18 protein-coding genes are annotated in these 12,789 nt (G+C 68.7%); 1 reads left to right on the forward strand and 17 read right to left on the reverse strand.

The window, feature by feature from the left end:
- Positions 1 to 42: 42 nt before the first annotated feature.
- Positions 43 to 486, reverse strand: coding sequence for a 50S ribosomal protein L13 (gene rplM / locus SZN_RS12165; RefSeq protein ID WP_007494740.1), 444 nt, complete (start codon positions 484 to 486; stop codon positions 43 to 45).
- Between the two features lie 275 nt (positions 487 to 761).
- Positions 762 to 2,006 carry a glycosyltransferase 87 family protein gene (locus tag SZN_RS12170; protein WP_078508545.1) on the reverse strand — a complete coding sequence of 415 codons (1,245 nt, stop codon included), beginning with the start codon at positions 2,004 to 2,006 and terminating at the stop codon, positions 762 to 764.
- Positions 2,007 to 2,079: 73 nt separating this feature from the next.
- Here SZN_RS12170 and SZN_RS12175 point away from each other — a divergent pair, with 73 nt between their 5' ends.
- Positions 2,080 to 2,964 (forward strand): hypothetical protein, encoded by an 885-nt coding sequence (locus tag SZN_RS12175; RefSeq protein ID WP_007494742.1) that lies wholly within the window; start codon positions 2,080 to 2,082, stop codon positions 2,962 to 2,964.
- 19 nt (positions 2,965 to 2,983) lie between these two features.
- Here the strand turns inward: SZN_RS12175 and truA are convergent, their stop codons facing one another.
- From truA to rplF, 15 genes are all read right to left on the reverse strand, one after another.
- Positions 2,984 to 3,844 carry a tRNA pseudouridine(38-40) synthase TruA gene (gene truA / locus SZN_RS12180; protein ID WP_043730190.1) on the reverse strand — a complete coding sequence of 287 codons (861 nt, stop codon included), beginning with the start codon at positions 3,842 to 3,844 and terminating at the stop codon, positions 2,984 to 2,986.
- 84 nt (positions 3,845 to 3,928) lie between these two features.
- Complete coding sequence (gene rplQ, locus SZN_RS12185; protein WP_007494744.1) at positions 3,929 to 4,417, reverse strand: 50S ribosomal protein L17; 489 nt, start codon at positions 4,415 to 4,417, stop codon at positions 3,929 to 3,931.
- A 167-nt stretch (positions 4,418 to 4,584) separates the two neighbouring features.
- Complete coding sequence (locus tag SZN_RS12190; protein ID WP_007494747.1) at positions 4,585 to 5,607, reverse strand: DNA-directed RNA polymerase subunit alpha; 1,023 nt, start codon at positions 5,605 to 5,607, stop codon at positions 4,585 to 4,587.
- A 147-nt stretch (positions 5,608 to 5,754) separates the two neighbouring features.
- Positions 5,755 to 6,159 carry a 30S ribosomal protein S11 gene (gene rpsK, locus SZN_RS12195; protein WP_003956432.1) on the reverse strand — a complete coding sequence of 135 codons (405 nt, stop codon included), beginning with the start codon at positions 6,157 to 6,159 and terminating at the stop codon, positions 5,755 to 5,757.
- A gap of 66 nt (positions 6,160 to 6,225) precedes the next feature.
- Positions 6,226 to 6,606: a 30S ribosomal protein S13 gene (gene rpsM, locus SZN_RS12200; RefSeq protein ID WP_007494748.1), complete on the reverse strand. Its 381-nt coding sequence runs from the start codon at positions 6,604 to 6,606 to the stop codon at positions 6,226 to 6,228.
- 194 nt (positions 6,607 to 6,800) lie between these two features.
- Positions 6,801 to 6,914 (reverse strand): 50S ribosomal protein L36, encoded by a 114-nt coding sequence (gene rpmJ, locus SZN_RS12205; protein WP_003998809.1) that lies wholly within the window; start codon positions 6,912 to 6,914, stop codon positions 6,801 to 6,803.
- A gap of 59 nt (positions 6,915 to 6,973) precedes the next feature.
- The gene (gene infA / locus SZN_RS12210; RefSeq protein WP_003948620.1) at positions 6,974 to 7,195 is read right to left on the reverse strand and encodes a translation initiation factor IF-1; all 222 of its coding nucleotides are present in this window, start codon (positions 7,193 to 7,195) and stop codon (positions 6,974 to 6,976) included.
- 169 nt (positions 7,196 to 7,364) lie between these two features.
- Positions 7,365 to 8,201, reverse strand: coding sequence for a type I methionyl aminopeptidase (gene map, locus SZN_RS12215; protein WP_007494749.1), 837 nt, complete (start codon positions 8,199 to 8,201; stop codon positions 7,365 to 7,367).
- 146 nt (positions 8,202 to 8,347) lie between these two features.
- On the reverse strand, positions 8,348 to 9,010 hold the full coding sequence (locus tag SZN_RS12220) for an adenylate kinase (RefSeq protein WP_007494750.1): 663 nt from the start codon (positions 9,008 to 9,010) through the stop codon (positions 8,348 to 8,350).
- Positions 9,010 to 10,326 carry a preprotein translocase subunit SecY gene (secY, locus tag SZN_RS12225; protein WP_007494751.1) on the reverse strand — a complete coding sequence of 439 codons (1,317 nt, stop codon included), beginning with the start codon at positions 10,324 to 10,326 and terminating at the stop codon, positions 9,010 to 9,012. Before secY ends, SZN_RS12220 begins: the two co-directional genes overlap by 1 nt.
- A 245-nt stretch (positions 10,327 to 10,571) precedes the next feature.
- Positions 10,572 to 11,027 (reverse strand): 50S ribosomal protein L15, encoded by a 456-nt coding sequence (gene rplO, locus SZN_RS12230; RefSeq protein WP_007494752.1) that lies wholly within the window; start codon positions 11,025 to 11,027, stop codon positions 10,572 to 10,574.
- A gap of 2 nt (positions 11,028 to 11,029) precedes the next feature.
- Positions 11,030 to 11,212: a 50S ribosomal protein L30 gene (gene rpmD, locus SZN_RS12235; RefSeq protein WP_003974250.1), complete on the reverse strand. Its 183-nt coding sequence runs from the start codon at positions 11,210 to 11,212 to the stop codon at positions 11,030 to 11,032.
- A 2-nt stretch (positions 11,213 to 11,214) separates the two neighbouring features.
- Entirely contained in the window at positions 11,215 to 11,820 is a 606-nt protein-coding gene (gene rpsE / locus SZN_RS12240; protein WP_007494753.1) for a 30S ribosomal protein S5, read from the reverse strand.
- Between the two features lie 41 nt (positions 11,821 to 11,861).
- Positions 11,862 to 12,245 (reverse strand): 50S ribosomal protein L18, encoded by a 384-nt coding sequence (gene rplR, locus SZN_RS12245; RefSeq protein ID WP_007494754.1) that lies wholly within the window; start codon positions 12,243 to 12,245, stop codon positions 11,862 to 11,864.
- A gap of 3 nt (positions 12,246 to 12,248) precedes the next feature.
- Complete coding sequence (gene rplF / locus SZN_RS12250) at positions 12,249 to 12,788, reverse strand: 50S ribosomal protein L6 (protein ID WP_007494755.1); 540 nt, start codon at positions 12,786 to 12,788, stop codon at positions 12,249 to 12,251.
- Between the last annotated feature and the right edge of the window lies 1 nt (position 12,789).

Raw genomic sequence — 12,789 nt, forward strand, 5'->3', positions numbered from 1 at the left:
GATTCTCCTCAGATTCTCTTCAGGCTTAGGGGGTGGCCGGACTTACTGCGCGACCTGGGTGATCTCGTACGGCTGCGGCTGCTGCGCGCCGTGCGGGTGCTGGTCACCCTTGTAGACCTTCAGCTTCGAGAGCATCTGACGGCCCAGCGTGTTCTTGGGGAGCATGCCCTTGACGGCCTTCTCGATGGCCTTCTCGGGGTTCTTGTCGAGGAGCTCGTCGTAGCGGACGGAGCGCAGACCACCCGGGTAGCCGGAGTGGCGGTACGCCATCTTCTGGGTCCGCTTGTTGCCGGAGAGGTGCACCTTGTCGGCGTTGATGATGATGACGAAGTCACCGGTGTCGACGTGGGGCGCGTAGATCGGCTTGTGCTTGCCCCGCAGGATGGAGGCGGCGGTGCTGGCGAGACGGCCCAGGACGATGTCCTGGGCGTCGATGACGTGCCACTGGCGCGTCACATCGCCGGGCTTGGGGCTGTACGTACGCACGGTTCGTAGCCTTCGCTTCGAGTGAATGGTCCTGAACAGGTCACCGAAACGATCACGACAGCCTGGACCGCACGGCGGCGACGCATACCGCGTACATGGGGTCGCTGGTCATCGGCCCGGTGGACCGGTGTAAGGGCCCGTCCCGTGAGAATGAGCAAGCCAATACACAACGAACATGCAGGATACCTGCGGCGCCCAGGCCCGGTCAAAACGGGTTGGCGACGGCAGACTCCCGCTGCTCCGCCCCCAGCTTAACCGCCCGCCCCGGACCGGGGTCACTCCGCCGGACCAGCGGCCCCGGAGTCCGCCCCGACCCCGGCCCGCCCGCGCGCGCCCGCCCGGGAGGAGGGCACGGCAAGGGGCCGCGCGCCCCCGCGCGGCCGCCCGTCCGGGCGCCGGCAGTGCAACGCCAGCGTCACCGCGAGACCGCACAGCGTCACCGCGTCCTTGAAGGCCCGGCGCTGCCCCGCCTCCACGTACGGCCAGGGCACCCCGGGCAGCTGCGGCAGCAGGGACAGCCAGAACCACGGCCCCCGCACGGCGGCGCCCTCGCGCAGCGCCCCCGCCAGCAGCAGCGGCACGACGACGAGCAGGTAGTGGTCGTAGGACGGCCGCGAGACCAGGAACGCCGAGAGCATCAGCGTCACCGCCGTCTCCACGAGCCGCAGCGGCCCGGCGTCGCCGCGGCACCAGCGCCGGTGGGCGCACACCACGCCCGCCGCGGCGGCCAGCAGCGCGATCCCCCCGGCCGCCGGGGCGGGCACGCCGAGCCGGGGCAGGACGGCGGCGGGCGACGCCTCGTAGAGCCGTACGAAGCCGTCGTCGCCCCGCAGCAGGAAGGGCAGGGTCCGGGTGAGGAAGCCCGCCGGGTCGGGCAGCACCAGCGCCGCCGCGGCGGACGCCGCCGCCGGCACCCCGGCCAGCGCCGCGAGCGCCCGCCACCGCCGCGCGAAGACGAACAGCAGCCCCGCGGGCGCCAGCAGCGGCTTCAGCGCGATCGCCGCCCCGAGGACGGCCCCGGCCGCCACCCACCGCCCCCGGCCCGCCAGCAGCAGCCCGAGCGGGAGCGCGAGCACCGCCGTGGCCGTCCAGTTCCCCAGCAGGACGAGATGCGCGAAGGGCGCGAAGGAGGCGGCGAGGCCGGTCAGTCCGAGCACCGCGAAGCGGCTGCGCGGCGGGACACCGTGCAGCCGCAGCGCACAGGCCCAGCCCCCCGCCAGGGCCCCGGTCACCGCGAGGGGCACCAGCACGCGCAGCACGCTCCACGGCACCAGCGCCTGGGGAACCGCGGCGAGCACCGCGCTCGGCAGATAGAGGAAGTGGGAGTCGTCATACGGCGATCCGCCCACCAGCCAGACCCGCGCCGCCCGCACGACGATGGCGTTGTCCATCCCTCCGTCCGAGGTCACACGGGCCGTGCGGGTCACCAGGACCGCCAGGACGGTCCCGAGCACCGCCCACATGTGCCAGGTGGCCGGCCGCACCAACCACCCGGAGATGTCGCTTTTGCGCTCGCTCATCCCGTGAACGCTAGGGGCCCGGACGCCTCTTGGGGCGGACCGGCACACCCCGGGTCCGTCTAAGATGCGCCCCATGAGCTACGGGCAGCAGGGGGGACCCCCGTCCCAGTGGGATCCCTGGAAACCGCATTCCCAGCAGCCGTGGGACGGCGGCAGCGATCAGACCCCGGACTGGGCCGCGCTCGCGGAGGCGTCCGAGAACCGCAACAAGCGGCGCCGGATGCTGTTCATCGGCGGGGGCGCGCTGGCCACCCTCGCGGTCGGTGCCGCCGTCGCCGTGGCCGTGGTCTCCGCCGGCGACGGCAACTCGGCGTCCGGCAAGCCGTCATCGGACCTGCCGTCGTCGGCCGGGCTGCCGGGGCAGACCGCCGGAGCGCCGTCGTTCGCCGCCACGAGCGCCCCGCCGCCGCTGGACCCGAAGGACTTCATCTCCAGCAAGGCCAAGGACACCGCTCCGCTCAGCGCGCAGATCCTCTACCCCGGCACCCAGTTGACCATGGGCGCGGCGGTGTACAAGAAGGGCGCGACGGACGACACCAAGAGCTGCTCCGCGGTCACCAAGGGCGGTCTGCCGAAGATCCTCAGCGACAACGCCTGCACCGGCTTCATGCGCGTGTCCTACGTCAAGGACGGCATCGCGGTGACGGTCGGCGTGGCGGTCTTCGACACCGAGGCGGCGGCCCAGAAGGTCAAGAGCGGGGTGAACACCAAGCGGGACATCGTCCGTTCGCTGTCGGGCAAGGGCGTCAAGGACTTCTGCACGTCCGCGGTCTGCCGTTCGACGTCCAACTCCTACGGCCGCTATGCCTACTTCACCATCACCGGCTTCACCGGCGGCCGGGACATGACGACCAAGGACACCGCGGCCTTCAAGGCGGGCGACGACCTGGCCGAGTTCACCTTCCGCCAGATCCGCCGACGGGGCGAGGCACAGGCGTCGGCAGCGGCCGGCGAGTGACCGCCGGCCGCCCGGCCGTTCAGCAGCAGCCCGTGCCCCCCGGCAGCGTCCGCTTGTTGCGGGCCTCCCTGCCGCGCGCCGCGAGCAGGTCGTCCGGGGGGTAGCCGACCTCTTCCAGGGTCAGCCCGTGGGGGCGCACGACGTGCACGGCGGAGTCGCGGACACCGGCGGCGAGCACCTTGCCGGGCCAGTCGGCGGGCCGGTGCCCGTCCCCCACGAACAGCAGCGCCCCGATGAGCGAGCGCACCATGTTGTGGCAGAAGGCGTCCGCCCGCACGGTCGCCGTCACGATCCCGTCGTCCCCGCGCACCAGGCTCAGCTCCTGAAGGGTGCGGATGGTGGTGGCACCCTCCCGCTTCTTGCAGTACGCGGCGAAGTCGTGCTCGCCGAGCAGCCGCCCGGCGGCCTCGTTCATGGCGGCCACGTCCAGCGGCCAGTCGTGCCACAGGACATGGCCGCGCAGCAGCGGATCGACCCCGCCCGGGTTGTCGGTGACGCGGTAGGCGTAGCGCCGCCACACCGCCGAGAACCGCGCGTCGAACCCGGCGGGCGCCTCCCTGAGCGCCCACACCCGGACGTCCCTGGACAGCCGCCCGGCCAGCCGCTTCAGCAGCTTCTCGCTGTGCGCGGCCCACACCTCGCGCGGCAGGTCGACGTGCGCGACCTGGCCGCGGGCGTGCACCCCGGCGTCGGTCCGCCCCGCCACCGTCAGCTCGTACGTCGTGCCGCCGGACCGGGTCACGGTCCGCAGCGCGTCCTCGATCTCCCCCTGAACGGTCCGCCGCCCGCCGGCCTGCTTGGCCCACCCGGAGAACTCGCTCCCGTCGTAGGACAGGTCGAGACGCACACGGACGTGTCCGGGCTCTGCTTCGTCACTCACCCGTAGATCCTCTCAGCAACGAAAAGGGCGGGGCCGCCCCTTGGAAGGGAACGGCCCCGCCCACGCCATGGAGCGAGGGAACGCTTACGCGTCCTTCGACTCCTCGGCGGCGTCCTCGGACGTGGCCTCGACGGCCTCGTCCTTCTTGAGGACGTCTTCCTTGACCGCGCGCTTGGTGGCGGCCTCGGCCTCGCCGGTCGCCTCCTGAGCGACCGTCAGCGCCTCGACCAGCTCGATGACGGCCATGGGCGCGTTGTCACCGCGGCGGTTGCCGACCTTGGTGATGCGGGTGTAGCCACCGGGACGGTTCTCGTAGCGCGGGCCGATCTCGGTGAAGAGCGTGTGGACGATGCTCTTGTCCGTGATCACCTGGAGCACCTGACGGCGGTTGTGAAGGTCGCCCTTCTTCGCCTTGGTGACCAGACGCTCGGCGTACGGGCGCAGGCGGCGGGCCTTCGCCTCCGTGGTGGTGATGCGGCCGTGCTCGAAGAGCGCCTTCGCGAGGTTCGCGAGGAGGAGCTTCTCGTGCGCGGCGCTGCCGCCCAGACGGGCACCCTTGGTGGGCTTCGGCATGTCAATCTCCTGTGTGTCTGCCCCGGCCGTATGAGGTACCGGGGTCAGTATCCGAGCAGGCGGTTACCTGTCGGAGATCCGGGCGCCCTGTCGGACGCCCGGAGGGTCCGCGCCCCGAGGGGTGCGGGAACCCGCGCGACCGGCCCCGGGGGGCCGGACGCGGAGCATCAGTACTGCTCGGTCTCCACGAACCCGGCGTCCGCGTCGTCGTCGGCGCCGAAGGCGTCCGCGGCGGCGGTCGGGTCGAATCCGGGCGGGCTGTCCTTCAGGGCCAGGCCCATGCCGGCCAGCTTCGCCTTGACCTCGTCGATCGACTTCGCGCCGAAGTTGCGGATGTCGAGCAGGTCCGCCTCGGAACGCGCCACGAGCTCACCCACCGAGTGGATGCCCTCGCGCTTGAGGCAGTTGTAGGAGCGAACCGTCAGCTCCAGCTCCTCGATCGGCAGCGCCAGATCGGCGGCGAGGGCGGCGTCCGTCGGGGACGGACCCATGTCGATGCCCTCGGCGTCGATGTTCAGCTCACGCGCCAGACCGAACAGCTCGACCAGCGTCTTGCCCGCCGACGCCATCGCGTCACGCGGACGCATCGCCTGCTTGGTCTCGACGTCCACGATCAGCTTGTCGAAGTCGGTGCGCTGCTCGACACGCGTGGCCTCGACCTTGTACGTGACCTTCAGCACCGGCGAGTAGATCGAGTCGACCGGAATCCGGCCGATCTCCTGGCCCACCTGCTTGTTCTGCACGGCCGAGACATAGCCGCGGCCGCGCTCGACCGTCAGCTCCATCTCCAGCTTGCCCTTGCCGTTGAGCGTGGCCAGGACCAGGTCGGGGTTGTGCACCTCGACACCGGCCGGCGGCGCGATGTCGGCGGCGGTGACCAGACCCGGACCCTGCTTGCGCAGGTACATCACGACCGGCTCGTCGTGCTCCGAGGAGACGACCAGCTGCTTGATGTTGAGGATCAGGTCGGTGACGTCCTCCTTGACGCCCGGCACGGTGGTGAACTCGTGCAGCACGCCGTCGATCCGGATCGACGTGACCGCCGCACCCGGGATCGAGGACAGGAGGGTCCGGCGCAGGGAGTTGCCGAGGGTGTAACCGAAGCCCGGCTCCAGCGGCTCGATCACGAACCGGGAACGGAACTCGTCGACGACCTCTTCGGCCAACGAGGGACGCTGAGCGATCAGCATGGGTGGTCAGATCCTTCTTTCGTGGACGCCCGCTATTTGACGCCCGACGGAAACCGCACCCGTGAGAAGTGCGGGTACTGCAAGGGTACGGGCGGTACGGCCCTGACAGGCCGTACCGCCCGGATCCTTCACGCGAGCAAGCGTGCGTCAGACGCGACGACGCTTCGGCGGACGGCAGCCGTTGTGCGGGGTCGGGGTGACGTCCTGGATGGAGCCGACCTCGAGACCCGTGGCCTGGAGGGAGCGGATCGCGGTCTCACGACCGGAACCCGGGCCCTTGACGAACACGTCGACCTTGCGCATGCCGTGCTCCTGGGCGCGGCGGGCGGCCGACTCGGCGGCCATCTGCGCGGCGAACGGCGTGGACTTCCGGGAGCCCTTGAAGCCGACGTGGCCGGCGGAGGCCCAGGAGATCACGTTGCCGGACGGGTCCGTGATCGAGACGATCGTGTTGTTGAACGTGCTCTTGATGTGCGCGTGGCCGTGAGCGACGTTCTTCTTTTCCTTGCGGCGCACCTTCTTGGCAGCGCCCTGACGACCCTTGGGGGGCATCTGTACTCCTACGGGAGGTGGTCGGTCCTACAGCGAAGACCGCTGGACGGTGAAGTCCGCTGTGGACTACTTCTTGCCCGGCTTCTTCTTGCCGGCGATGGCGCGACGCGGGCCCTTGCGGGTGCGGGCGTTGGTGCTGGTGCGCTGACCGCGGACCGGCAGGCCACGGCGGTGGCGCAGACCCTGGTAGCAGCCGATCTCGACCTTGCGGCGGATGTCGGCCTGAATCTCACGACGGAGGTCGCCCTCGGTCCTGAAGTTGTTGTCCACGTACTCGCGGATCGCGACGAGCTGCTCCTCGGAGAGGTCGCGAACGCGGGTGTTCGGGTCGACGCCGGTGGCGGCCAGCGTCTGCTGAGCAAGGGTCCGGCCGATGCCGAACACGTAGGTGAGGGCGACCTCCACGCGCTTTTCGCGCGGGATGTCAACACCGGAAACGCGTGCCATTCAATGGCTCCTGGTGATCTTCGGAGGTCTTCCGCAGAACCGACTCCCAGCCGCCGTACCAGGTACGAACTGGGTCCCCGGCCTCCGAACCGGGGGTGTCAGACGGACACGCGTCCGCTGGGTTCTGCCTATGAACATATTCAGCTCGCGTCGCGCGAAGACTCTGCGACAGAGATGCAGAGGGTGGTCGTGCGTCAGCCCTGGCGCTGCTTGTGGCGCGGGTTCTCGCAAATGACCATGACCCGGCCGTGACGGCGGATCACCCTGCACTTGTCGCAGATCTTCTTGACGCTCGGCTTGACCTTCATGGGGTGAGGTTCTCCGGGTCAGTGCCACCACCCCGGACGGGCCGGGGTGCGGGCAAGATCTACTTGTAGCGGTAGACGATCCGGCCACGCGTCAGGTCGTACGGAGACAACTCCACCACGACCCGGTCGTCAGGGAGGATGCGGATGTAGTGCATACGCATCTTGCCGCTGATGTGTGCCAGGACCTGGTGGCCGTTCTGGAGCTCGACCTTGAACATGGCGTTCGGCAGAGACTCGACGACAGTGCCCTCGATCTCGATGGCACCTTGCTTCTTGGCCACGCTTCGCCCTTCGGAATCGACTACCTTGATCGACCCCTGCACTTTTCCCTGACGGGCGCATGAAGACATGCGGGTGCACGAGAGCCGACGAGTCAGTCTACGTCAGCGCACCCGGAAAGACGAATCGAGTGATCCTGCCCCGGGAGGCCGATCCTTAAGCGGGCGAAGCTCAGCCGAGCGGGTCCGGTGCGGCGGCGACACCGAGTTCGGCCAGCTTGGCCCTGCCGCCGTCGGGGGCGGTGAGCACCAGCGGCCCCTGCTCGGTCAGGGCGACGGAGTGCTCCCAGTGCGAGGACCACGTGCCGTCGGTCGTGATGACCGTCCACTCGTCCTCCAGCACCTTGGTCCGCGGGGTGCCGAGCGACACCATCGGCTCGATCGCGAGGCAGAAGCCGGGGACCAGCTTCGGGCCCTTGCCGCGGCGCCGGTCGACGTAGTTCAGCAGATGCGGGTCCATGTGCATCTCGGTGCCGATGCCGTGGCCGCCGTAGTCCTCGATGATCCCGTACTTGCCGCCGCCCGGCTTGGGCTGCCGGCGGATGTAGGTCTCGACGGCGCGGGAGACGTCGACCAGGCGGCCGCCCTGCTTCATGGCCGCGATACCGGCCCACATCGACTCCTCCGTCACCCGGGACAGCTCCACCAGCTCCGGAGCGTGACCCGAGCCCACGAACGCCGTGTAGGCCGCGTCACCGTGCCAGCCGTCGACGACGGCGCCGCAGTCGACGGAGATGAGGTCGCCGTCCTTGAGGACGACGTCCTCGGACGGGATGCCGTGGACGACGACGTCGTTCACCGAGGTGCAGATCGTCGCGGGGAAGCCGCCGTAGCCGAGGAAGTTCGACTTGGCCCCGTGCTCGGCGAGCACCTTGCGGGCCGCCTCGTCCAGATCCCTGGTGCTCGCTCCCGGCACCGCCACCTCACGCGTGGCCGCGTGGATGGCGGCGACGACCAGCCCCGCCTCGCGCATCTTGGCGATCTGCTCGGGGCTCTTGATCTGCACCATGGGGACGGGGGCCTTTCTCGGACCGGACACGGGGACTGCTTCCACCATAAGGGCGGAGCCCACGCGCCCCACCCCCCACACAGCGGCCGCGGCCCCCCTCACCGGGAGCCGCGGCCTTTGAAGCTGCTGCACGCTGCGAACGGCCGCTACGCGCCGTCCTCGTCACGCTGGAGCGCCTCCATGGCGCGGGCCGTGACCTCCTCGACCTTGCCGAGCGCGGAGATGGTCACGACCAGCCCCTGCGCCTTGTAGTAGTCGATGATCGGCTCGGTCTGCGTGTGGTAGACCTCCAGCCGCTTGCGGACCGTGCCCTCCGAGTCGTCGTCGCGCTGGTACAGCTCGCCGCCGCAGACGTCGCAGACGCCCTCGTTCTTCGGCGGGCTGTACGTGACGTGGAAGACGTGGCTGGAGTCCTTGCGGCAGATCCGCCGGCCGGCGATCCGCTTCACGACCTCTTCCTCGGGGACTTCGAGGTCGAGGACGGCGTCCAGCTTCATGCTCTCGGCCTGGAGCATCTCGTCGAGGGCCTCGGCCTGGGACACGTTGCGCGGGAAACCGTCGAGCAGGAAGCCGCCCTCGGCGTCGGGCTGCTCCATGCGGTCCTTGGCCATCCCGATGGTGACCTCGTCCGGCACCAGGTTGCCCGCGTCCATGTAGGACTTCGCGAGCTTCCCGAGCTCCGTCTGCCGGCTGATGTTGGCGCGGAACAGGTCGCCCGTGGAGATGTGCGGGATCGACAGGTTCTTGGCCAGGAACGCGGCCTGCGTTCCCTTGCCGGCACCCGGCGGCCCGACGAGGACGATTCGCATCAGCGGAGGAACCCTTCGTAATTGCGCTGCTGGAGCTGGCTCTCGATCTGCTTCACCGTCTCCAGACCCACACCCACGATGATCAGGATGCTGGTACCGCCGAGCGGGAAGTTTTGGTTTGCCCCGAAACCGGCCAACGCCATCGTCGGCACGAGAGCGATCAGACCCAAGTACAGCGAGCCCGGCCACGTGATCCTGTTGAGCACGTACGAGAGGTACTCAGCGGTCGGTCGGCCAGCCCGGATGCCCGGGATGAAGCCACCATACTTCTTCATGTTGTCCGCGACTTCCTCGGGGTTGAAGGAGATCGCCACGTAGAAGAACGCGAAGAAGACAATGAGGAAGAAGTAGAAGGTGATGTGGACCGGCGCCGCCGGGTCCGCCAGGTTCTTCGTGATCCATTTCGCCCAGCCGGACTCCGCGGAGTTCGAGAACTGCACGATCAGGGCCGGGATGTAGAGCAGCGACGAGGCGAAGATGACCGGGATCACGCCGGCCTGGTTCACCTTGAGCGGGATGTACGTGGAAGTACCGCCGTAGGAGCGGCGGCCGATCATGCGCTTCGCGTACTGCACCGGAACACGGCGCTGGGCCTGCTCCACGAAGACCACCAGGCCGACCATGAACAGGCCGACGGCGATGACGGTGGCGAACTCGATCCAGCCGCCCGCCAGGTTGCCCTGCGTCTTGATGGCCCACAGGGACGACGGGAAGGTCGCGGCGATCGAGATGAACATCAGGATCGACATGCCGTTGCCGATGCCGCGGTCGGTGATGAGCTCGCCGAGCCACATCACGAGGGCGGTGCCGGCGGTCATGGTGATGACCATGGTGATGGTCACGAAGATCGAGCGGTCCGGCACGATCTGGCCGGCGGCCGGGCAGTTCTGGAAGAGCGAACCGCTGCGCGCGGTCGCCACCAGACCCGTGCCCTGGAGGATGGCGAGCGCCACGGTCAGGTAACGGGTGTACTGCGTGATCTTCGCCGTGCCGGCCTGGCCCTCCTTCTTCAGGGCTTCCAGTCGCGGGATCACGACGGTCAGCAGCTGCAGAATGATGCTCGCCGTGATGTACGGCATGATGCCGAGGGCGAAGATCGTGATCTGGAGCAGCGCGCCGCCACTGAACATGTTGACCAGGCCGAAGATGCCCTGGTTGGCGTTCGCCTGGTCGACGCAGACCTGAACGGCCCGGTAGTCGACACCGGGGATCGGCACATGCGTACCGACCCGGTAGACCACGATGATGCCGAGCGTGAAGAGCAGTTTCTTGCGCAGGTCGGGCGTCTTGAACGCCCGGGCGAACGCGGTGAGCACGGTGCCTCCTGCGACCCCCGCGCAACTGCGTCAAGGGTGACGGTCTTGAGGTTCGACTGATGGGAACGACTTAGCTAACGGTCAACTGCCGCTCAGAGTGCCCCACAAGAAGCACCCAGCAAAAGTGGGCAGTGCAGGCCACCTTACCGGCGAGACCGCCCCCCTTGGAACGACCAACCGGGGATACCCCATTTGTGGGGTATCCCCGGTCGGGATCGTTCAGGTCATCGAGACGCCTGATGAATTCAGACGAGCTCGGTGACGGTGCCGCCGGCCGCGGTGATCTTCTCCTTGGCGGAGCCGGAGACGGCGTCGACCGTCACCTGCAGCGCCACGGTGATCTCACCCTGGCCGAGCACCTTGACAAGGCTGTTCTTGCGAACGGCGCCCTTGTCGACCAGGTCCGCGACCGTGACCTCGCCACCCTCGGGGTAGAGGGCGGCGAGCTTGTCCAGGTTGACGACCTGGTACTCGGTCTTGAACGGGTTCTTGAAGCCCTTCAGCTTCGGAAGGCGCATGTGGAGGGGCATCTGCCCGCCCTCGAAGCGCTCCGGAACCTGGTAGCGGGCCTTCGTGCCCTTGGTACCACGACCGGCCGTCTTACCCTTCGACGCCTCACCACGACCCACACGGGTCTTGGCGGTCTTGGCGCCCGGGGCGGGACGGAGGTTGTGGATCTTGAGCGGCTTGTTCTCCGCCATGATCAGTCGACCTCCTCGACCGTCACGAGGTGGCGGACGGTGTGCACCATGCCGCGGAACTCGGGGCGGTCCTCCTTGACGACCTGCGTGTTGATGCCCTTGAGACCAAGGGAACGCAGGGTGTCACGGTGGTTCTGCTTGCTGCCGATGTAGGACTTGACCTGCGTAATCTTGAGCTGCGCCATGATTACGCACCCGCCCCGGCACGTGCGCGGAGAAGGGCCGCGGGGGCGACGTCCTCAAGCGGCAGACCGCGGCGGGCCGCGACCTCCTCGGGACGCTGCAGGCCCTTGAGGGCCGCCACGGTCGCGTGCACGATGTTGATCGCGTTGTCGGAGCCGAGCGACTTCGACAGGATGTCGTGGATGCCGGCGCACTCGAGCACGGCGCGCACCGGACCACCGGCGATCACACCGGTACCGGGCGACGCGGGCTTGAGCAGCACGACGCCGGCAGCCTTCTCACCCTGGATGGGGTGCGGGATGGTGCCCTGGATACGGGGGACCTTGAAGAAGTGCTTCTTGGCCTCCTCAACACCCTTGGCGATGGCGGCCGGCACCTCCTTGGCCTTGCCGTAACCGACACCCACGGTGCCGTCACCGTCGCCCACCACGACCAGCGCGGTGAAGCTGAAGCGACGACCACCCTTCACAACCTTGGCGACACGGTTGATCGCGACAACGCGCTCAACGTAAGCGGTCTTCTCGGCGGCAGCTGCGCCGCCGTCACGGCCCTTCCGGTCCCGCCGCTCGCCGCCACCGGCACCGCCACCGCGGCGCTGGGGTCCAGCCATTGGAATTACCTCTCTCTTTTTCCGCTAGCTACGGAAGCGGCTCAGAACTTGAGCCCGGCTTCGCGGGCGGCGTCCGCCAGGGCGGCGATGCGCCCGGCGTACTGGTTGCCACCACGGTCGAACACGACGGCCTCCACGCCCGCGGCCTTGGCGCGCTCGGCGACCAGGGCGCCGACCTGCTTGGCCTGCGCGGACTTGTCGCCCTCGCCACCACGGATCGAGGTGTCCAGGGTGGACGCCGACGCCAGGGTGTGACCCTTGATGTCGTCGATCACCTGGGCCACGATGTGGCGGTTCGAGCGGGTAACGACCAGACGCGGACGCTCCGCCGTTCCGTTGATGTGCTTACGGATCCGGATGTGGCGGCGCTTGATCGCGGCGCGCTTGTAGGCGTCGCCCTTGAGGATCTTCTGTCCGTATGCCATGGCTTACTTACCCGCCTTTCCGACCTTGCGGCGGATGACTTCGCCCTCGTACTTGACGCCCTTGGCCTTGTACGGGTCGGGCTTGCGCAGCTTGCGGATGTTGGCCGCAACCTCGCCGACCTTCTGCTTGTCGATGCCCTCGACCGAGAAACGGGTCGGGTTCTCGACCTTGAAGGTGATGCCCTCGGGGGCTTCGACGGTGATCGAGTGGCTGTAGCCGAGCGCGAACTCGAGGTTCGAACCCTTGGCCGCAACGCGGTAACCGACACCGCTGATCTCGAGCTTCTTCACGTAACCCTCGGTCACGCCGGTGATCATGTTCGCCACCAGCGTGCGGGACAGGCCGTGCAGGGCCTTGTTCTGACGCTCGTCGTTGGGGCGGGTGACGCTGAGCACGCCGTCCTCACCCTTGGCGATGTCGATCGGCGCGGCAACGGTGTGGGTCAGGCTGCCCTTGGGGCCCTTGACCGAGACCGTACGGCCGTCGATGGTGACGTCCACGCCGGCGGGAACCGTGATGGGGAGCTTGCCAATACGCGACATA

It is taken from the genome of Streptomyces zinciresistens K42, from assembly GCF_000225525.1.
GTDB lineage: Bacteria > Actinomycetota > Actinomycetes > Streptomycetales > Streptomycetaceae > Streptomyces > Streptomyces zinciresistens.

What these genes read in the sequence shown, in the direction of transcription:
- SZN_RS12220 (WP_007494750.1), bottom strand. Translation starts at nt 9,010, where the DNA reads ATGCGAATCGTCCTCGTCGGGCCGCCGGGTGCCGGCAAGGGAACGCAG.
- SZN_RS12190 (WP_007494747.1), bottom strand. Translation starts at nt 5,607, where the DNA reads ATGCTGATCGCTCAGCGTCCCTCGTTGGCCGAAGAGGTCGTCGACGAG.
- rpsK (WP_003956432.1), bottom strand. Translation starts at nt 6,159, where the DNA reads ATGCCCCCCAAGGGTCGTCAGGGCGCTGCCAAGAAGGTGCGCCGCAAG.
- rpmJ (WP_003998809.1), bottom strand. Translation starts at nt 6,914, where the DNA reads ATGAAGGTCAAGCCGAGCGTCAAGAAGATCTGCGACAAGTGCAGGGTG.
- rpsE (WP_007494753.1), bottom strand. Translation starts at nt 11,820, where the DNA reads ATGGCTGGACCCCAGCGCCGCGGTGGCGGTGCCGGTGGCGGCGAGCGG.
- rplO (WP_007494752.1), bottom strand. Translation starts at nt 11,027, where the DNA reads ATGGCGGAGAACAAGCCGCTCAAGATCCACAACCTCCGTCCCGCCCCG.
- rpmD (WP_003974250.1), bottom strand. Translation starts at nt 11,212, where the DNA reads ATGGCGCAGCTCAAGATTACGCAGGTCAAGTCCTACATCGGCAGCAAG.
- rplR (WP_007494754.1), bottom strand. Translation starts at nt 12,245, where the DNA reads ATGGCATACGGACAGAAGATCCTCAAGGGCGACGCCTACAAGCGCGCC.
- rpsM (WP_007494748.1), bottom strand. Translation starts at nt 6,606, where the DNA reads ATGGCACGCGTTTCCGGTGTTGACATCCCGCGCGAAAAGCGCGTGGAG.
- rplQ (WP_007494744.1), bottom strand. Translation starts at nt 4,417, where the DNA reads ATGCCGAAGCCCACCAAGGGTGCCCGTCTGGGCGGCAGCGCCGCGCAC.
- SZN_RS12170 (WP_078508545.1), bottom strand. Translation starts at nt 2,006, where the DNA reads ATGAGCGAGCGCAAAAGCGACATCTCCGGGTGGTTGGTGCGGCCGGCC.
- SZN_RS12175 (WP_007494742.1), top strand. Translation starts at nt 2,080, where the DNA reads ATGAGCTACGGGCAGCAGGGGGGACCCCCGTCCCAGTGGGATCCCTGG.
- rplF (WP_007494755.1), bottom strand. Translation starts at nt 12,788, where the DNA reads ATGTCGCGTATTGGCAAGCTCCCCATCACGGTTCCCGCCGGCGTGGAC.
- map (WP_007494749.1), bottom strand. Translation starts at nt 8,201, where the DNA reads ATGGTGCAGATCAAGAGCCCCGAGCAGATCGCCAAGATGCGCGAGGCG.